Origin of the sequence: Methanohalobium sp., from assembly GCF_018609725.1 — an archaeon.
In the GTDB taxonomy this organism is placed as follows: domain Archaea; phylum Halobacteriota; class Methanosarcinia; order Methanosarcinales; family Methanosarcinaceae; genus Methanohalobium.
Genome location: NZ_JAHENT010000133.1, coordinates 1 through 19,542 on the forward strand (window position 1 = coordinate 1; position 19,542 = coordinate 19,542).

Genomic DNA, 19,542 nt, shown 5'->3' on the forward strand with positions numbered 1-19,542 from the left:
CTTGACATCTTTAGACGAAAGAGTACGATATTTGATACCATATTCGGCTACTTGCTTAGCTTTTGCAAGCTCATCAGAGAAATCCCAATAATGTTTGATTTTATAAGTTAGTATTAAATATCATCGCCTCTGTTAAAAGATACGGCTTATATAAAAAAAAAATATGGTGAAAAATCAATGACCAACGGGGTTGTTTCATCACTCTTTAAACGAAGTTTTAAGATATCCTTTAAACAACTTAAATCAAAGACTCTTTAAACTACAGTTTAAAGATATTGGTAAATTTCAATTTAGAGCGTTTTGATTTAAAGAGTACGGTTAGAAACCGTTGGCTTTCACGTACCCCTGTTGCCCCACTTTCGTAACATCAATTAATTTATATGTAAAAACTGTGTACAGGATACAACATACCGATAAAATTATTTGCTCATACTGGACAATAGAAAGTAACAAAAATTATATTACAAATTGAGCTTTTAAATATTATAAAATTTAGATGAACAGGTGAATTATCATTGAGTATCAATGTTAACAGATACAAATGCGGTTATTGCGGTGCATGTGTAGGAGTATGCCCTGAAGGTGCACTTGAACTTGTAGAAACATTTGTTGAAGCAGACAACAAATGCACTGGATGTGGCCTCTGCGCTAAAATATGCCCTGTCGGCGCTATAGAGGTGGTCAGATGAAAAACCAATATGACGTTATTGTTGTAGGAGCAGGTCCAGGTGGGTCTATAGCAGCAAAAACCGCTGCAAAAAACGGTCTTGATGTACTGCTGATTGAAAAACGCCAGGAAATCGGTGACCCTGTTAGATGTGCTGAAGGGATAGGTAAAGAAGGATTGAAGCATCATATTGAGCCAAACCCAAGATGGATATGTGCTGATGTTAAAGGTTCAAGGATATATTCACCAGACGAAACAGTTGTTGAAATGTCTGAAGAACTTTCCGGCGGAGAAGTTGGATATGTATTGGAAAGGAAAATCTTTGACAGAGAACTTGTAAACCAGGCTGCATCCTACGGTGTAGATGTCATGGTCAAGACAAGAGCAACCGGACTTATAAATGAAAAAGGATATGTCCGCGGAATAAAAGCCATGTATCTTGGAGATGAATATAATTTTTATTCAAATATTGTAATCGGTGCTGACGGGGTAGAATCAAAAATAGGTAGATGGGGAGGTATTGATACCTCACTCAAACCATCTGATATAGAAGTCTGTGCACAGTATCTGATTGGAAATATTGATACGGACCTTAATTTCTGTCATTTCTATCTTGGAAATGAAATCGCACCTTCGGGTTATATATGGGTGTTTCCAAAAGGCGAAAAACTGGCAAATGTAGGAATAGGAATACTTGGAAGCCGTTCTGGTAAAAAAAGAGCAATAGATTTGCTTTCGGATTTTGTCAAACAGAAATTCCCCGAAGGAAAAATACTTGAGCTTGATGTGGGCGGCGTACCAGTAAGCGGTACAATAGACCAAACCATTGCAAATGGACTTATGCTTGTAGGCGATGCCGCACGTCAATCAGATCCGATCACTGGTGGAGGACTGGTTAATGCAATGGATGCTGGTGAAATTGCAGGAAATGTTGCCTATGAAGCGATTTCTGCATCTGATGTATCCACAAAAATGCTGCAGAGATATGAATCACGATGGCGTAAAACAATTGGTCAAGATATTGACAATGATTTGATTGTGAAAAATAAGTTTGTCGAATTTACAGACGAGCAACTAAATACTTTTGCACATTCACTTCAGAATGTTAATTTCAACACCATGAACCTGAAAGAACTTTTATATGTATTGTTCAAGGCTAATAAACGGCTCCTTTGGGACTTGAGAGTGCTGTTTAAAGAATATACAAAGTATAATAAAAAATCTCAATGGGAATCAGAAATAAAATCTTAATTCTCTAATTACCATTTTTTCCAGTATTCAGGTGTAAGCATTACAAATACGGTGAAGATTTCAAGCCTTCCCATCCACATATTCCCAATAAGGGCTACTTTACCCAATGCAGGAACAACATCAAAGTTATCCATTGGTCCAACAGCCCCCAAACCGGGACCAATATTGCCAAGTGTTGCTATCGATGCAGTTATAGAACTTAAAAGGTCCATTCCAAGTAAACCCAAAAGAGCTGAACTTGCTGCAAATATTAAAAAATATATCGCAATAAAGGATATAACTGATTGCATGATATCTTCCGAAACACTTTTCTTATTAAATTTTATTCTTGTAACCGCTCTCCTGTGGATTACTTTGAATATTTCTCTGCGGCTATATTTTAGCATTAATAGCCAGCGAACCATTTTAGGACCACCGGCTGTTGAACCTGCACATCCCCCAGCAAACATAAGAATTAGCAATATCATCTGTGCAGCATGAGGCCAGGCAATAAAATCTGTTGTCGCATATCCAGTGGTTGTTGTTATAGTAAGAACCTGGAAAGCTGCATACCGCAATGATTCAATAATCGGTGTATTAATATCTCTCCAGAGTATAAGGGTCAGCAGTGCTATTGCAGAAAAAACCACAAATGAATAGAACTTAAACTCATCATCTTTTATCAAACTTCTTCTGCTTGCATATAGTGTTTTATAATGAAGTGCAAAGTTTGCTCCCGAAATAAAGATAAAAACCATTATAATTGTTTCTACAAGAGGACTACCAAATGCTTCAATACTTCGTGCATAGGGAGAGAACCCACCACACGAAACTGTAGTAAAAGTATGGGTTACAGCATCATAAACTGATAGTCCTGCAAGTTTTAAGGCTATTGCCTCGGCAATTGATACTACTAAATATACCATCCACAATATTTTTGAGGTTTCTCTTATTCTGGGTTTAAGTTTATCTTCCTGAGGTCCTGGAACCTCTGCTCTAAACATCTGCCTGCCTGCAACACCAAGTTTCGGAAGTATGGCAATAAATAATACAATAATCCCCATACCTCCGAGCCATTCAGTCATATTTCTCCAGAAAAGGATTCCTTTGGGATGAGCCTCAATATTAGCAAAAACTGTAGAACCTGTAGTTGTAAATCCAGACATGGATTCAAAAAAAGCATTCAATGGAGTTACGCCATCCAACATATAAGGAATCGAACCAAAAATTGCAGCAAACAACCACCCCAATGCAACAATCGCAAATCCTTCCCTATGATGCCATTCATCTTCTGTAGACCTGAACAAAAATAAAAAAACTGTTCCAACAAGTATGGTCATTGTTATAGCCACTGTAAATGGCTCGATGGATTCTCCATAATATAAAGCCACAAATAAAGGGATAATCATAATAAATCCAAGAAGTAAAAGCAACCGTCCTATAATATTAAAAATTATATGAACATTCATATTATCCCCTTAAAATATTTTATTTGAATAGCTTTTCCACATCTGTTACTGCCGAAGGCAACGAGAATATAAGTACACGGTCTCCGTCTTCGATTACATGGTCACCGCGTGGTATAAATGGTTCATTACCATGTATGACCATACTCACAATCGCTCCGCTTGGGAACTTGATGTCTTTTAAAGGTTTTCCTGTGATTTTAGAGTTTTTATATGCGATATATTCTATGATTTCGGCTCTTTCACCTTCAATTGTTGTAAGTGCTTCTATACCTGTGCCCATTGATAATTTCATAACTTCATTAATTGTTGCCTGTTTCGGACTTGCAGCAAGGTCCACTCCCACCATTTCAAACAATGGACTATATCCAGAACGCTCCACTCTTGTAATAACCTTACCTACACCAAATTGTTTTGCAAGAAGTGCTGATAGCAAGTTCTTTTCATCGCTACCCATAACTGAAAAAACTGTGTCCATGTTACTTACTTCTTCTTCTTTCAAAAGGTTTACATCAGTTCCATCACCATTAATAACCAGCACTTCTGGTAATACATCTGCTATATATTCACATCTTTTCTTATCACGTTCGATTATTTTTACTTTTATACCACTTTTTTGTGCAATTTGCGCAAGGTGAAATCCAACTTTACCCCCACCTATAATCATAACTTTATTAACATTTTGACCTATTTCACCAAATACCCCGCGTATACTCTTCATTTCATCTGTTTTACCAATAATAACCACGTGGTCTCCAGAGTTTATAGCATCGTCACCATGAGGTATTATTACCTCCCCCCCTCTAAAAAGAGCACTTATAATACAGGATTCACTAAGTTGGAGGTTTTTAATCTGTTTTCCCACAATTTCGGTGTTGTCTTTTGCGACAAATTCAATCATTTCAACTTTGCCTTCAGCAAAAAACTCAGCATCAATTGCAGAAGGTATAGAAAGCACTTCCGCTACTTCAGAAGCCATTGCAAGTTCAGGACAAATCATGGTGTCAATACCGATTTGTGTACGTCTTGCTACGGGTTTATCTATATAATCAGGGTTGCTCACTCTTGCCATTGTTTTTAACGGCTTTTTACTTTTAGAAACCAATTTTGCAGCCATACAGGATACAATATTAACTTCATCAGAACCTGTTACCGCTACCAAAAGGTCTGCATTGGTTAGTACCTGGGTGAGTAACCTGACATTGGCACCATTGCCCTGTATCACCTGTAAATCCATCTCATCGGCTCGTTCACATGCATCATCATCCCTGTCAATAATGATAACATCATTGTTTTCATAGAGGGAATTTGCAATATGGTACCCTACTTCACCTGCTCCTATTATTACAATCTTCATGGATATACCCTCAAATAAGCAAGAAATAGAAGTATATAAAATTAGGGATAACAGTTTTACCTATAATCAATATAAGTATTAAAATTTACTAATTTAATGGAAAATTAATGAGTATTGACAAGAGAAAAAGGAAGAGTTGTGGTTTTAGTAAAAATCACAAATCAGACTTCAAATGCACCTTTTACTTTGTCAAAGATGCTTTTGTCGCCCTTCCTTGCTTTTGATTCATTCTCACCAGCCAGAGTTTCATCAAGTTCTTGTAGAATACGCTTCTGCTCTGATGTCAGATTTGTTGGCGTTTTGACGATGACTTTTACATGCTGGTCGCCATGGCCTCGGCCATTAAGGTGTGGCATTCCTTTATCTTTCAATCTAAATATGGTATTTGTCTGGGTCTCGGGTGGAACCTTCATATTGACACTGCCATACAAAGTCGGAACAGTTATTGTTGTTCCCAATGCTGCCTGTGTAATTGTAATCGGTATTTCACATGCTATGTCATCACCAACACGTTCAAATGTATCATGTGGTTTGACATGGAGTACTATATAAAGATCTCCAGGTGGTGCTCCAGGAGAACCCTGTTCTCCTTCACCGCTTACTTTCAAACGCAGTCCATCATAGGAACCCTGTGGTACTTTGACCGGTACTTTTGCAGTTCTTTTAACTTTTCCAGTACCACTACATGAAGGACATGGAGTTTCTGCCACCTGTCCCTGACCATAGCAGGTACTGCATATAGACGTTGTCATGAAACGCCCAAGTGGTGTGCTTCGGGTTTGTGTTATCTGTCCTCGTCCATGACAGGTTGGACAGGTTTTTACTTTACCACCTTTGGCACCTGTTCCTTCACATTCACCGCATTTTTCAGCTCTTGGCACATCAATTTCTGTATTAAGCCCAAAGGCAGCGTCTTCAAGAGTAATGCTTAAATCATAGCGAAGGTCAGACCCTCTGGATGGTCCGCTTCTGCGTCTACCACCACCGCCGAAGAACATATCAAAAATATCGCCGAATCCAAAGTCACCGAAATCTGCTGAACCGAATATATCTTCTTCAGTATATCTGCTATCTATTCCTGAATGACCGAACTTATCGTATTGAGCTCTTTTATCAGGATCAGATAACACACCATATGCTTCTGAAATTTCTTTGAATTTTTCTTCTGCATCTGGGTCATCACTCTTGTCAGGATGATATTTCATTGCAAGTTTTCTGTATGCCTTTTTTATCTCATCCTGTGAAGCATCTTTTGATACCCCAAGTATTTCATAATAATCGCGCGTGGTGGTCATGCTGCATCCCTCATATTATGTTATAAAATAGATAAACAACTGTCAGAAAAAGACAGTTGTTTTAAAATGTTTTTAGTTTACTGTTTCTTTTCATCGCTGTCTTCATAATCTGCATCGACAACATCTTCTTCAGATGAACCACCAGCAGATTCTGTACCTTCAGTTTCAGCCTGCTGTTGTGCCTGTTGCTGAGCCTGTTGGTACATCTTCTGGGATACTTCATATATAGCGTTTTGCAGTGTCTCTGTCTTGGATTTTATATCCTCGATGTCATCGCCTTTGAGTGCTTCCTGAAGTTCGGATTTGGCATTTTCAATCTTGGATTTTTCATCTTCGGTTATGACATCTTTTGCTTCTTCAAGAGTCTTATCTGCAGAGTTTACAAGTGTGTCGGCTCTGTTTCTGGTTTCGACTTCTTCCTTGCGTTTCTTGTCTTCTTCTGCGTGTTCCTCTGCTTCTTTTACCATCTGGTTAATTTCTTCTTCGGAAAGTGCACCTGGTTTCTCGATGGTAATGGATTGCTCTTTATTGGTTCCAAGATCCTTGGCACTTACATTAAGGATACCATTGGCATCGATATCGAATGTAACTTCAATCTGTGGGACACCTCTTGGTGCTGCCGGGATTCCTTCAAGCCTAAATCGACCAAGGGACTGGTTATCTTTTGCCATTGGACGTTCTCCCTGAAGCACATGGACGTCCACTGCAGTCTGGTTATCTTCAGCCGTTGAGAATACCTGAGTCTTTTTAGTAGGTATTGTAGTATTTCTTTCAATAAGTGGAGTCATCACTCCGCCTTCTGTTTCAATACCAAGTGTCAGAGGTGTTACATCGAGCAACAGAAGTTCTTCTGTTTCACCACTAAGTACTCCACCCTGGATTGCTGCACCTACTGCAACTGCTTCATCAGGGTTGATGTTCTTGTATGGTTCTTTACCGACTACCTTGTTGATTGCATCAGTTACTGCAGGCATTCTGGTAGAACCACCAACAAGGAGAACTTTGTTGATGTCGTTGGCTGTAAGGTTTGCATCTTTTAATGCCTGTTGCATCAGGTCTACGGTTTCTTCAACCAAATCTTCAGTTAACTGCTGGAACTCAGACCTTGAAACATCAATATCAAGGTGTTTTGGCTGACCATTAGCATCGGCTGTAATAAACGGCAGATTTACATTTGTTGTAGTGACATTGGAAAGCTCTATCTTTGCTTTTTCAGCTGCATCAGTTAAACGCTGGAGAGCTGACCTGTCCTGTGAAAGATCGAGTCCTTCTTCTTCTTTGAATTTTTTAACAAGATGGTCTACAAGTCTCTGATCGAAATCGTCTCCTCCTAGATGAGAGTCTCCTGTTGTTGAAACTACTTCATAAACTCCATCTCCGATGTCAAGGATGGATACATCGAATGTCCCACCACCAAGGTCATACACAAGAATCTTTTGCTCTTCTTCTTTATCAATTCCATATGCAAGAGCTGCTGCTGTCGGTTCGTTGATGATACGTTTTACATTGAACCCTGCAATTCTACCTGCATCTTTGGTTGCCTGTCTCTGTGCATCATTAAAATATGCAGGTACAGTAATCACCGCATCTTGAAGTTCCTCACCGAGGTAATCTTCTGTATCGTCTTTCATTTTACGAAGGATTTTTGCGGATATTTCCTGTGGTGTATATTCTTTATCCTGGAGAGTTACTTTGTAATCCTGCTCACCCATGTGTCTTTTGATTGAGTATACTGTGTTGTCAGGGTTTGCAATTAACTGTCTTTTTGCCACCTGTCCAACAAGTAGTTCTCCTTTTTTGGAGAAACCTACAACTGAAGGTGTTATACGTGAACCTTCTGCATTTGGTATCACATTGGGTTCTCCACCTTCCATTATCGCCATACATGAGTTTGTTGTTCCTAGATCAATTCCTATTATTTTTCCCATAATACATTACCTCCAATTTATTTTATTATCCTTATAGATGAGTAATAATTCTATGTTAAATTGATACATCAATTATTCCTGATCTTTGTTGTTATCTTCATTTTCATCTTCTGTTTCAGATTCACTTTTTTTTGAAACAGTGACCATTGCAGGCCTTATAACCTTTGAATTTAGCGCATAACCGGGTTTGCACACATCAACAACTGTATCTTCTGGATGTTCACTTTTTTCAACGTGTGAGAGTGCTTCATGCTTGTAGGGGTCGAATTCTTCTCCCTCACAGACAAGCTTTTCAAGTCCATACTTGTTTAGTGTTGAATAGAACTGATTATATACCATCTCAATTCCTTCTATTATGGAATTGGTGTCATCGGTGTTTCTGGCAGATTCCAATGCACGTTCAAAGTTGTCAAGAACCTCAAGTAAATCAATCACAACATTTTCAATGCCATATTTACGGAGTTCTTCTTTTTCACGTGATGCCCTTTTTCTGAAATTATCATATTCTGCTGCAAGACGTCTATATTTCTGGTTTAAATCCTCTATTTGCTGATTTAATCTTTCGATTTCTTCATCTTTTGATGACATCTCAGCTTCTTCATTCAGATTCTGGGACTCAGCACCCTCTGCATTATTTTCTGCTACTTCAGAATTTTCTGCTTCATATTTATCTGATTCCTCTGCCATTTTTATATCTCCAAAAAGTTCATGCGCTATAAGGTTACTATGAATCCGATTGTTTAAGGTTCTATATAAAAGTTTCCCTTTTCACAAGTGTGTTTAAAAATGAAAATAACAATACATATAATATGATCAGATTCAATAACAGATTATTGTTGTTAGAAGTTCTATATAAAAATTATGTAAAGTAGAATATATTTTTAAAAACCCTGAACTTGCAACTTATGTGAAAGCAGTTTTATGAGCAACATACTGGCTATCATACAGATGGCAAGTGCAGATATAATTGGTTCCACACCCAGTGCTTCGATACCACCTGAAAAAGCATAAACCATACCACCAAAAAACGACACACTTGCAAAAGTAGTACTTACCGCTACAATACTGCCGCCAATCAACGAACCCATTTGGTCAGCTCCACGTTGCTCAAAAAAAACCGACCCTATAATAAAAATAATTGCAAAGATAAGTAGTAGAGTCCATAATGGCATCGGTATCGTTCCTTCGGAAAACATATATTTTAAACCGAGCGCTATTCCTATAATAAATACTGCCATTGTTGTGGATATAGTTATTGCTTTGAGAAATGGGTTTTCAAATATAAATTCAGTATTCATGTCTCTCATCACCAAAAAGATATTATCAGACTTATATATATCTATTTTTACAGAATTATAAAAATTGATAAAAAATACGATAAACCCTATATCCGATAATGAGGTCACAGCCATTATGAAAATTTTACTGGCAGAATATTCAGTCGGTGCTGGTCTTGGTGGTACATATCTTCTTGAAGGGAAGCGTATGTTGGAAACTATTGCAAATAGCTTCACAAGACTGGGACATGAAGTTATTTATCCTTCATCAGATACTTTCATATCATCAGGATTTCCAGTTGAATCAGATAGCAACAATTTTGAATACACGATAGAAATTTTGGCAAAAAAATGTGATGCAGGTCTTGTTATCGCTCCTGATGAACTCCTTCCAGTATTAACCCGAATTATAGAAAACAATACAATAAACCTTGGATGCCCTCATGAAGCCGTTAATAAGTGTGTGGATAAAATCAAATGCAGTGAATTTCTTTCAAAATCAAATATCCCCATTCCAAAAACCACCAGAGAAATAAAAAGCGGATGGTGGGTCATAAAACCCAGGTACGGCTCTGCATCCGAGAATACATTTATAACTTCCATTCAAGGTTACAAACCTGAAAACAACTATATTGCTACTGAATATATAGATGGAGAACATGTTAGTGTCAGCCTCATATCCGGTGACAGTCCACTCCCGTTAACAGTGAACAAACAACTGATAGATATACCACAAAAAAACGATTCAGAAATTAAGTACAACGGAAATTTAACACCATATAATACATCGAAAAAACAGAAATTATACAATATTGCAGTTTCTGCTTCCAGATTACTTGGTTGTCGCGGATACATAGGTGTTGATTTTATACTAAATAATGATACTCCTTACATAGTTGATGTGAACCCAAGACCAACCACATCCCTTGTTAGTATATGTAATGTTATGAAAGAGGAGATTGCAGAACTGCTAATTAAAAACCACTTTGAAAAATTACCCGATTCAGTAGAAATTCATGGGCAGCATTCGTTTTTAAAAGAGGACTTAAAATGAGAAATAGTATTATCGGTATTGATATAGGAGGAGCAAACACAAAAGTTTCATCAAATGATGGAAATATCACAGAACTTCATTATGTTCCGTTATGGAAAAATACTGTTTTACCAGATGTTTTACAGAAAATTGCCAGAAAAATTGAACCCAACAGAGTAGCTGTTGTTATGACAGGCGAACTTGCCGATTGTTTTGATAATAAACACAATGGTATCAGATTCATAATGGATTATGTTAACAATGCATTCAATTGCGAAGTGAATTTTGTCAATGTTGACGGTCAGTTTATCAATAATTCCGATAATATAAATCATCTGGCCGCTGCCAACTGGGCTGCTTCTGCCCGGATTATTGGTAATGAAATAGGAAATTGTATTTTTGTGGATATGGGGAGTACAACTACAGATATCATACCCATCATTGACGGAAAACATAAAGCACAATATACCGATTTCAAACGGTTGTTACATGATGAACTGTTATATACCGGACTATTAAGAACAAACATTGCTACAGTAGTAGATAAACTGGATTTAAAAAAAGGTGCCTGCAGACCTTCATCAGAACTTTTTGCCACAACTGCTGATGCCTACCTGATGCTAGGCGATATAAGCAGTGATATGTATAACTGTGAACCTGCCGACAATGCAGGTGTTGAGAAAAACGATGCATTGCGCCGATTGGCACGTGTGGTTTGTTCAGACCTTAATGAAATATCAATTGATGATATAGAAAAGATTGCACAAAGTGTTAAAGAAAAACAAATATTCCTAATTAAAGAAGCCATTTCATCAGTTTCAAAACAGTACAATCTGGATAAAATAGTCACTGCAGGAATAGGTGAATTTATAATCAAAAACGCTGCAGAACAGCTTGGGTTAGAGTGTCTATCTGTTGCTAATATATGGGGATCAGATGTGTCAAAAGTATTCCCTGCCTATGCTGCAGCAAACATTTACAACTTATAAACGGATGGATTTGAAAGATGAATATTGTTTTAAAATTAGGCGGCAGTTTGATGGACAACATCACTGAAATTGTAAACCATGTGATTGAATACATCAACACCACCCCCGACAAGATGAAGTCTGTTGTTATTGTTCCCGGAGGAGGTATTTTTGCTGATTGTGTCAGAGATATCAGTAAAAAATATCATATAAGCAATGATGCCTCTCATTGGATAGCAATCGCAAGTATGGAACAGTATGCATACTACATTATTGATAAAACAGGGTTGGAAAGTATAGATACATTATCAGAATTATATTCTGGAATAACGGTATTAAAGCCGTATCAGTATTTAAAAAATAACGATGAACTTCCACACGGATGGAATGTTACATCTGATACTATTGGAGCATGGATAGCAAAAAAACTTGATGCTTCATTCATAAAGGTCACTGATGTAGACGGGATATTTAAAGAACAATCTCTTGTATCAGAAATCAATGCATCAGATATTGACAAAATAGGTCAGTCCTGTACAGATAAGTACATGCCAGAATTTTTAAAAGATAACCGTATGAATTGTTATATTGTAAACGGTTACCATCCAGAAAGAATCATTGCCGCTCTAAGAAACAAACCGGTGACTGGAACTTATATCAAGGGGAATATTTAAATTATATACCGCTTATTTACTGAAAACTGCATAATATATTAAAAAATAATTCAGATTGATATACTATTATCTCATATTAATCTCAAACTAAAAAATAACATAGGAGAGATCCAATGGCAAAACCAAAAGTCAAATACTGTACAACATGCGGAGTGCATCTGGCAGAACGTGGGTTTGTACGTTTTCCGTGTCCTTCGTGCTCTAATGAACTTGGTAGATGTATAAACTGTAGACAGCAAAGTAACTCATATACATGTCCTAGTTGTGGGTTTGAGGGACCATGAAGTATTTTTATATTCAGAGGTGTAAATGATGGGACAAGTCGCCGCAAAAATCAAAGTAATGCCTGAAAGTGTAGATACCAACCTTGAAGAACTTAAAAAGAAAATTGAAGAAGCTTTACCAGAGGAGACAGAATTATACGGTACTTCTGAAGAACCAATAGCCTTCGGATTAAAAGCACTTATGCTCGATATTTCTGTAAGTGACAAAGAAGGTGGAACCGAAGAAGTTGAAGAAGCCTTTATGAACGTCCCCGGCGTGGATAACGTTCAGGTTGTTGGGCTTGGCAGGGGTCTTTAAACCCCTAAGCTTTTAAAATTGGATTGCTTTTTTTAATTTGTTTTTAAAATAAAGTGGGCTCGTAGATCAGCGGAAGATCGTTACGTTCGCAACGTAAAGGCCGCGGGTTCGAATCCCGCCGAGTCCATACAAATTTTTAGACTAACCTATGAAAAGTTAGGTTTGATAGTATAGCTATCCCCTTGAATAAAACTTGGTTTCACGTGGATTCAGTAACGTGTACATCAAAATTTCCACTTTTATTGACTAATTCAATCTCTACATTATTTACAAGATGTGGAGTAGAATAACAGGTTGCTGAAGTATTCTCAAATGCAACATTATATCGATAACCATCGGGAGCATAGTACTAAAATCCCTTTTTGAATGGGTTTGACCATTTTACTAAGAGGGTTGTCGGTTTTTCTACACTAACCTATTCTTTTGGTTCAAAATGATAAGTTATGTTTTTAGAGTACTCTTCTCTATAACCGTTGACCTTGACAGTTGCAATATGAGGATATTCATCAGTATTCTCAATCGTATAAAGCGGTTCCAAACCTATTATTGCTACTGGAGCAAAGTTCATTATTGCTAATATAGTCAGTAAAACTAAAAAAATTGTTAATCTTTTTTTAAGAACACTCAACTAATCCACTCCTTAAAAAGTAATATGATTCAGAGACATCAGGGAGCCGAATGAGAAAACAGCAACTTATAATAATTATCCCTGTATTTTATAAATATTCTCTCACTTTTACCATTAATATCACGCCCTGTTATGAATTCACCCAACTTATTGTACTCTGAACTTGTTAATTCAATTTTAGATTGTTCATTCAGTGCATTCTTGAGATTTGGACATTCTTGCAGGTCACCATCTGATATTAGTGTATAGTTATCCGGCATTTTGCTTGCATTAGTTTCATTTATATCATATACTTTGATTGAATATTCATCTCCAGAATAATGACTATGAGCAGCTAATGAAAACGCTATTAATAGGATTAATAAAACCGATACAACAGGTATGATTGTAGCAGTAATGGCAATATTTAATGACTTTTTTATAGCTACTATTACTCCTGCGATAAATAAAACACCAAAAATCAATGGTAGTTCGTAGTAGAGATTAGCAGGTGGATAGATGTCATTCATTAAAAGTATGTAATGAGCTGGCAGGTAAGTTACTACTGCAAGCGCTACAAATGATAAATATATCCATATGTTATCTCTAAGTCTTTCTTTGCTTTTTACTCCCATAAAACCCCCTATTAACTCTAGATTCAGATATCTACTAAATTGAAAATCATTTTACAACAAGAGTTACGTTATTCGATTCCACGCTTCCAATCCAGTAAGGTATCCAGATATTTTCACCAAAATGTGTATGATATACTGCATTAATGGTATAATTTCCTCTGTCAAGAGTAGTTCCCCAATCTTCAGTTTCAAATTCCTTGGTTGACTTAATAGATTCTCCTGGGTTTAATTTTCTTAAAAAATCGTTTTCCAACTGAATTCTCTGTATTACTCCACCTACATATTTTATTCTGGACTCATCAGAATCATAGATATGTATATCATAACTGATTTGATGCTTTAATTCCCAAACATTGAATGTATAGTTGCCTGTGTTTGTTAAGATAACCTGAGTCTGGAAATCATCCCCTTTTTGTACCTGTTCTTTATCAAGTTTTAAAGTAAAATCAAGTTCTCCATCAGATTGTTTCTCCCACAGGCTCAAAATAACAGCTGATAAAACCAACAAAATCGCAACCAAAGTAAGGAGCCACTTGACACTGTTCTTTTTTTCTCATTCATAAATCATCTCTCTTATCAAGCAGTATAATGTGTAAGGTCAACCGTGTAATACTCCCCTTTGTATTTGATATCTCTGCCATTGTAATATTCAGTAGTGATTAACGGACAATATGCTGTAACCATATTCCGTAGTAATCGTCCTTGTATTTGATATATGTGATACCGTCATCACCTTCTGCAAGAAATTCATCCAGTTTGCTGTACTTGGACTTTGTTAATTCAACAATGTCTTTTTTATCAAGTGCTTCCTTTAACTTTGGATATTTATCTAAGTCTTCATCAGAGATACCTGTGTAATCATTTGGTGTAATATCAGATAGATGAGCAGATACATAGTAATCATCTGTAGTTTTCATATAAGCATCGTACATGAAAGGTGCAAGAACAGCGAGTACTCCTATAAGAGCCAGTAACAATATGTAGATTCCTTTATTATCTTCCCCCATGCTATAATCCCCCTCAGTATTAATATTATCTGTTGATACATCCATTTAACTGCATAAAATTATAAACCTGTTATGTCCATATCATCAAACTGATCCTTTTTTGAAATAATATATTGGTTAGCCTTCTATATCATCAAGAGCTACTCTAAGAATTTTATCTTTTTCTAATAGTTCTTTTTTTATCTTTTGGCCTTTATCATAGCTAACCCAATCTTTTGGTTGTTTACTAAAATAAATATGACAGTTAACAAACTTTTTCAATTGCAAGTCCTGTTTAGACAAAATATCAAGGAAATCTTTGTTATTAGCAATTGATTTTGAAACAACTATTATGTAGTTGTCCCCTTTTTTTATTACTTCTTCATCTCTTATCCAAATATTTGCTTTCATCAATTCATTATATAAAACTGATTTTTTATCTTGATTTACTACTAAATAATATTGATTATGCAAATGATCAATATTATAATCCAACTTAATGTCCTCTCTTAAATTAGATTCATCTATAACGGATCTTGCATATTTTTCAGTTGTTCCTTCTTCAAAAGAAATGTACAAACCTCCAATTCTTATATCATGACTTGATGAGTTTATTAGGACTGCCAATAATACAAAAATTGAAAAAACAATAAAAATAAGAACTTTCTTATCGATTTTACTCATATTATCACTCCCCATAAAGCAATTTATTGCATTTTGACACTGTCTTTTTTACTTTATTTGAACGATCTATTGAAACCGGCAATATATACATCTGAAATTAAATTGACTTCCATGTATCCTTTTTGTTTTTCTACACTGGTTTAATGCGAATACATTATAAACATTTTATCTCCAAACCGTCAAACTGTTACAAACTTTCAGATACTCAATTTGATAATCTGGACATAAAAATAAATATCCCAAGTTTTATCTGATTTATAATGTGGTTGATATACAGCCAATACCGAATGTTTAGTTGAGGGGATAACAATGAATAAACTCAGTAATTCACAAAAAATAATTCATGATATGCTACTATACAAAAGGTAATACTGTTTTTAATTTTTATTCTTATATTCACTACACCAGCACTTGCAGAAGAAGGGGGTTATGAAGTAACACCTCATGACGAAAGCATCGAAGATAAAGAAGGAGTAGATACCAGCGGTGCAGATGGAACACATACATTTTGGGAACTACCATTAAGAATACAGATTTCCTACATATTGGGAATTATAATCTCTTTTTTGAGCGGAGTTAAACTGCTGCCGTTTATACTGGGCATAATCAAAGACCTGTTCAGCAACAAAAACCGTAGAAGAATCTACAACTATATAGTTAACAATCCGGGGTGCTGTATATCTGAAATATCCAGTAATGTGAATACAAACAGAGGCAACATTAGATATCACATCAGACTGCTTGAGGTCATGGAAAAAATCAAGTTGATAAAATCAGGCAAATATACATTAGCCATCCAGAATTCAGATACTTTCTATAACATAGAAAAAACGATTATTCCACATATTAAAAATGAAACAAGTAAACAGCTGTTGAAATCGATAAAAGAACAACGCGGTATAACCAATCAGGAACTTTCAAATAAACATTCATTGAACAAAGGAACCATAAACTGGCATATTAAGAAACTCCACAATGATGATATAATTACTTTTGAAAGCAACGGAATTACAAAAAATATTTTTTGAAATCTTATATTGAGCAGGCTGTTCCTGATGACCTTATCAGGTAAACCAAACCTAAACATACACTACTTGATTATCAAAAAGCGCTGTAAAATCGATTATTGGATTCAAAATTTAAGAATTCAATCCTAGTTACACCTAAAAAATAAGATTTTAATCAGGTTTTATCGCATTATATAGCTCATCCGAGCTCTGGGACCCAATTAAAAGCTTTTTCCCGTCTTTAAATTCAAGCCAGTACGCCCTTATTACCATTTACATTGTAAGTTTTGGTTTTACCTCTGAATTTGTAGCGTATCCCCCAGCCACCATATTCTTTTAGAGCACTGTAGGTTATTAATTTGAAATTTTTTTATATCGTCAAAACTATATTTTCTGTATGATAGATGAAATGGAAAATATCGGACATATATTCCATCTTCATATACCCTGGTTTCAAGTTTATTAATATAGAACAATACTGGTAATATCACACCAAACACGATTAATAAGATTACCAACTCCAAGTCAGATACTGGATTAGACCTCATTTCTACACCATAGACAAATTGTTGGATTGCATTATACCATGCAAATACTGCAATACCCAGAATTATAAAAAACATCCAAGTATTGCGAAACTTTTGTTTCCTGAAAAAGTAAATTATGAGCCATAATACACTACACCCACCTTAATCAATCACCAAATTCTGCTTTTCGTTTTGGTCTTCTTACAAAATAGTATATCAAAGCACCTATAATCTGCGTAAAGACAATGATTATAATCCAAACTACCTTATCATTACCCTGACTTGGTTCTTTAGTCGCACAATCTATAAGCATCCAAATCCAGAATACAGTTGCTAATGTTCCTATAAGGAAAAAAATTAAAATATAAACTGGAAATCCCACCGCATCAAACAATTTCTTACCTCCTAAAAAAATGATATAATTATTATTCAACAGGCTCTAATGATTCTGCTATTTTAATCATTTCTCCTTTATCAATCTCATTATCTCTTTCAAGCGGTGCATTCAACATTATTGTATACTCTATATTGTTTTCACTCCACTTAAGATGTTTAGAATTGGCAGATTCAAAGTAATTCCCTTTTGTAGTTCCAATTGTCGTGTTTTCCTGATCAGCCACCTCTGGTTTCTGACTGGATTCATAGGGCATCTGCACAACCGCAAGGACACTTCTCATGACTTCATTTTCATAATAAATCACAACTAAGGAAGTGTCTGGAGCATACTGTACATGATCAAATTCAAATCCATCTGGTACATATGATGGCATTTTTAGTTCATAGTTAACTCTATTTTTCGCTTCATCAAGCGTCACATTTTGAGGTGCAGATTTTTGTTGTTCTATAACTTTCGCGTTTTCAGGTGGTTGATATTCAAATTCTTCATCAGGTATCCCTGTATCGAACCTGAAATTTTTGAATGCTGCACTGATAACAAGTTCTCCATCTTTATATAATTCATATTTAACAGGTGCCCGATCCTCAGAATTTATCCAGAATTTTGCACTATCAACAGGAAATTCAGGAATAGATGATTCAAAAACAAATTCCAAGATATAGGTTTTATTACCATTGATAGTTTCAGTTCCCTGTAATTTTGGTTCGTTATCTTCTATAATTCGTTCCATTAAAGAATAATACGTTAATGGATTTTCTTGGAATACATTTGATGTGGAGTTTGGATTTGTTGTAACTACTCCATGTTCGGAATCATAGGTCAATATGTTGTTTCCATTATTTACTACAACATATATCAGGTCCTCAGAGGATTTTTCTATAATCATTTTCCCTTTTCCTGATGATTCATAAAACACTTCAGTCGTTACATTATTTACCTCCTCATACTCAGACGAATTTAGAACCATTGAATAGGAATAATCATTAGCGGATTCAAATTTTTCAATTGTATTATTTACAACTTCTTTTGCGGACGGTTCTGGTTGTTCTGTACATCCTGTAATCAATAATACCGAACCCATTAATAAGAATACTATCATTAGCTGTAATTTAAACGTTTATAGTCCTCCTGTAAATTTGATTTATAAAGTTTATAATTTAAAATAGCATGTATATAAGGGTATACATTATGTTAGGTTATCACCTAACATTATAGTAATAAATTAGAAACACTGCAAAATAAAACTCAGTTTATTTATATCGATATTGTTCTATGTAAACCTAATTTGTCTTTATGGAAGTTATATATACTGAAAGTAAAGTATAGTTTACATGGTGACATGATTGCAAACTAAAGAAAAGGGAATGTTAATTATAGGCTTTGTATTCTCTTTGATAGGTATAGGTTTCTATGTTTTTGAACCTAATTGGATTGCAAGTCCTGTTGGAGCAGGAGGAGCTTTTATAGGTGCAGGTGTAGCGTTGATTTTAGCAACCTTACGCAACATCCAGGTCAGAAAGAAAATAGGAGTTGTAGAAGATGAGAGAGTTTATCGTACCGCTGAAAAAGCCAGCCATAAAGCTCTGACCTTTATAATTATTCTGGAAGGTGTACTGATGGCAGGTATCGGTGTCACTGAATCAAATATTCAGGCACAATCTGTGGTATCATTTCTGTTCGCTATTACAATGCTTACCTATGTTGGATTCTATTACTGGTACAAGAAGCATATGTAATCATTTGAAGAAGGAATTAAAATGAAGAACAATCTAAAAGTTTGGAGAGCAAAAAAGACATTACGAAGAAGGGGCAACAGGGGTACGTGAAAGCCAACGGTTTCTAACCGTCTCCTTAAATCAAAACACTCTAAATTAAAAATTTAGAGTTAAACTTAAACTTGGTAAATTGAAATTTACCAATATCTTTAAACTTCGTTTAAAGAGTGATGAAACAACCCCGTTGTTTATTGTTTTTTAACCATAAATCATTTAACGTAGTTAATCATATTTAGATGTGTACAAAAACAATGCTTTCAGTGTACAATTGCTTTGAGCAAGTTGCCTGATATAAGACATTGTTCAGTCGGTTGTTTGTGTATCATCAAATTCCATCAGGTATTGTTTGGTTCGAACACAAACAATGCGATGCAGACAGAGATGTATCGTACGGAAGTACTGGCGCCCCGCAAGTGGCAACATCAAGATGGGGGATGACCATAGAAC

At 35.7% G+C, this 19,542-nt stretch carries 23 protein-coding genes and 1 tRNA gene; 10 read left to right on the forward strand and 14 right to left on the reverse strand.

Going from position 1 to position 19,542, the window contains the following annotated elements:
* Window positions 1–515: 515 nt before the first annotated feature.
* Window positions 516–689, forward strand: coding sequence for a 4Fe-4S binding protein (locus tag QZ276_RS08900; protein WP_292487245.1), 174 nt, complete (start codon window positions 516–518; stop codon window positions 687–689).
* Complete coding sequence (locus tag QZ276_RS08905; protein ID WP_292487247.1) at window positions 686–1,918, forward strand: NAD(P)/FAD-dependent oxidoreductase; 1,233 nt, start codon at window positions 686–688, stop codon at window positions 1,916–1,918. Before QZ276_RS08900 ends, QZ276_RS08905 begins: the two co-directional genes overlap by 4 nt.
* Window positions 1,919–1,926: 8 nt before the next feature.
* Here QZ276_RS08905 and QZ276_RS08910 read toward each other — a convergent pair whose 3' ends face one another.
* From QZ276_RS08910 to QZ276_RS08935, 6 genes are all read right to left on the reverse strand, one after another.
* A complete protein-coding gene (locus QZ276_RS08910) occupies window positions 1,927–3,366 on the reverse strand; it encodes a TrkH family potassium uptake protein (RefSeq protein ID WP_292487250.1) in 1,440 nt (479 codons plus the stop codon).
* Window positions 3,367–3,385: 19 nt separating this feature from the next.
* The gene (gene trkA / locus QZ276_RS08915) at window positions 3,386–4,720 is read right to left on the reverse strand and encodes a Trk system potassium transporter TrkA (RefSeq protein WP_292487252.1); all 1,335 of its coding nucleotides are present in this window, start codon (window positions 4,718–4,720) and stop codon (window positions 3,386–3,388) included.
* A gap of 161 nt (window positions 4,721–4,881) precedes the next feature.
* Window positions 4,882–6,015 carry a molecular chaperone DnaJ gene (gene dnaJ, locus QZ276_RS08920; RefSeq protein WP_292487254.1) on the reverse strand — a complete coding sequence of 378 codons (1,134 nt, stop codon included), beginning with the start codon at window positions 6,013–6,015 and terminating at the stop codon, window positions 4,882–4,884.
* A gap of 77 nt (window positions 6,016–6,092) precedes the next feature.
* On the reverse strand, window positions 6,093–7,943 hold the full coding sequence (gene dnaK / locus QZ276_RS08925) for a molecular chaperone DnaK (protein ID WP_292487256.1): 1,851 nt from the start codon (window positions 7,941–7,943) through the stop codon (window positions 6,093–6,095).
* A 72-nt stretch (window positions 7,944–8,015) separates the two neighbouring features.
* The gene (gene grpE, locus QZ276_RS08930; RefSeq protein WP_292487258.1) at window positions 8,016–8,630 is read right to left on the reverse strand and encodes a nucleotide exchange factor GrpE; all 615 of its coding nucleotides are present in this window, start codon (window positions 8,628–8,630) and stop codon (window positions 8,016–8,018) included.
* 194 nt (window positions 8,631–8,824) lie between these two features.
* Window positions 8,825–9,241 carry a heat-shock protein gene (locus QZ276_RS08935; protein ID WP_292487260.1) on the reverse strand — a complete coding sequence of 139 codons (417 nt, stop codon included), beginning with the start codon at window positions 9,239–9,241 and terminating at the stop codon, window positions 8,825–8,827.
* A 64-nt stretch (window positions 9,242–9,305) separates the two neighbouring features.
* Here QZ276_RS08935 and QZ276_RS08940 point away from each other — a divergent pair, with 64 nt between their 5' ends.
* The 6 genes from QZ276_RS08940 (at window position 9,306) to QZ276_RS08965 (ending at window position 12,604) form a co-directional block, all read left to right on the forward strand.
* A complete protein-coding gene (locus tag QZ276_RS08940; RefSeq protein ID WP_342765717.1) occupies window positions 9,306–10,274 on the forward strand; it encodes an ATP-grasp domain-containing protein in 969 nt (322 codons plus the stop codon).
* Window positions 10,271–11,242 (forward strand): hydantoinase/oxoprolinase family protein, encoded by a 972-nt coding sequence (locus tag QZ276_RS08945; protein WP_292487262.1) that lies wholly within the window; start codon window positions 10,271–10,273, stop codon window positions 11,240–11,242. Before QZ276_RS08940 ends, QZ276_RS08945 begins: the two co-directional genes overlap by 4 nt.
* A gap of 17 nt (window positions 11,243–11,259) precedes the next feature.
* A complete protein-coding gene (locus tag QZ276_RS08950) occupies window positions 11,260–11,895 on the forward strand; it encodes an amino acid kinase (RefSeq protein WP_292487264.1) in 636 nt (211 codons plus the stop codon).
* Window positions 11,896–12,008: 113 nt separating this feature from the next.
* Entirely contained in the window at window positions 12,009–12,179 is a 171-nt protein-coding gene (locus QZ276_RS08955; RefSeq protein ID WP_292487265.1) for an HVO_2753 family zinc finger protein, read from the forward strand.
* A gap of 28 nt (window positions 12,180–12,207) precedes the next feature.
* Window positions 12,208–12,477, forward strand: coding sequence for an elongation factor 1-beta (locus QZ276_RS08960; RefSeq protein WP_292487287.1), 270 nt, complete (start codon window positions 12,208–12,210; stop codon window positions 12,475–12,477).
* Window positions 12,478–12,532: 55 nt separating this feature from the next.
* Window positions 12,533–12,604 (forward strand) — tRNA-Ala (locus QZ276_RS08965).
* A gap of 288 nt (window positions 12,605–12,892) precedes the next feature.
* Here the strand turns inward: QZ276_RS08965 and QZ276_RS08970 are convergent.
* The 5 genes from QZ276_RS08970 to QZ276_RS08990 all read right to left on the reverse strand — a co-directional run bounded on the left by QZ276_RS08970 (window position 12,893) and on the right by QZ276_RS08990 (window position 15,389).
* Complete coding sequence (locus tag QZ276_RS08970) at window positions 12,893–13,045, reverse strand: hypothetical protein (protein WP_292487267.1); 153 nt, start codon at window positions 13,043–13,045, stop codon at window positions 12,893–12,895.
* Window positions 13,046–13,143: 98 nt separating this feature from the next.
* Window positions 13,144–13,719, reverse strand: a complete 576-nt coding sequence (locus QZ276_RS08975) for a hypothetical protein (protein WP_292487269.1) — start codon at window positions 13,717–13,719, stop codon at window positions 13,144–13,146.
* 46 nt (window positions 13,720–13,765) lie between these two features.
* Window positions 13,766–14,203, reverse strand: a complete 438-nt coding sequence (locus QZ276_RS08980) for a hypothetical protein (RefSeq protein ID WP_292487271.1) — start codon at window positions 14,201–14,203, stop codon at window positions 13,766–13,768.
* 175 nt (window positions 14,204–14,378) lie between these two features.
* Window positions 14,379–14,726 (reverse strand): hypothetical protein, encoded by a 348-nt coding sequence (locus QZ276_RS08985; protein WP_292487273.1) that lies wholly within the window; start codon window positions 14,724–14,726, stop codon window positions 14,379–14,381.
* 117 nt (window positions 14,727–14,843) lie between these two features.
* Window positions 14,844–15,389, reverse strand: coding sequence for a UPF0228 family protein (locus tag QZ276_RS08990; protein ID WP_292487274.1), 546 nt, complete (start codon window positions 15,387–15,389; stop codon window positions 14,844–14,846).
* Between the two features lie 566 nt (window positions 15,390–15,955).
* Between QZ276_RS08990 and QZ276_RS08995 the strand changes: the two genes are divergently transcribed.
* Window positions 15,956–16,417 (forward strand): winged helix-turn-helix transcriptional regulator, encoded by a 462-nt coding sequence (locus tag QZ276_RS08995; RefSeq protein ID WP_292487276.1) that lies wholly within the window; start codon window positions 15,956–15,958, stop codon window positions 16,415–16,417.
* A gap of 272 nt (window positions 16,418–16,689) precedes the next feature.
* On the opposite strand, the gene QZ276_RS11565 is transcribed toward QZ276_RS08995, so the two are convergent.
* The 3 genes from QZ276_RS11565 to QZ276_RS09005 form a co-directional block, all read right to left on the reverse strand.
* A complete protein-coding gene (locus tag QZ276_RS11565) occupies window positions 16,690–17,019 on the reverse strand; it encodes a DUF6141 family protein (protein WP_369334630.1) in 330 nt (109 codons plus the stop codon).
* A gap of 70 nt (window positions 17,020–17,089) precedes the next feature.
* Complete coding sequence (locus tag QZ276_RS09000; protein WP_292487278.1) at window positions 17,090–17,317, reverse strand: PLDc N-terminal domain-containing protein; 228 nt, start codon at window positions 17,315–17,317, stop codon at window positions 17,090–17,092.
* Window positions 17,318–17,348: 31 nt separating this feature from the next.
* Entirely contained in the window at window positions 17,349–18,419 is a 1,071-nt protein-coding gene (locus QZ276_RS09005) for a DUF4367 domain-containing protein (RefSeq protein ID WP_292487281.1), read from the reverse strand.
* A gap of 244 nt (window positions 18,420–18,663) precedes the next feature.
* Between QZ276_RS09005 and QZ276_RS09010 the strand changes: the two genes are divergently transcribed.
* A complete protein-coding gene (locus tag QZ276_RS09010) occupies window positions 18,664–19,056 on the forward strand; it encodes a DUF2178 domain-containing protein (protein ID WP_292487283.1) in 393 nt (130 codons plus the stop codon).
* Window positions 19,057–19,542: the final 486 nt, after the last annotated feature.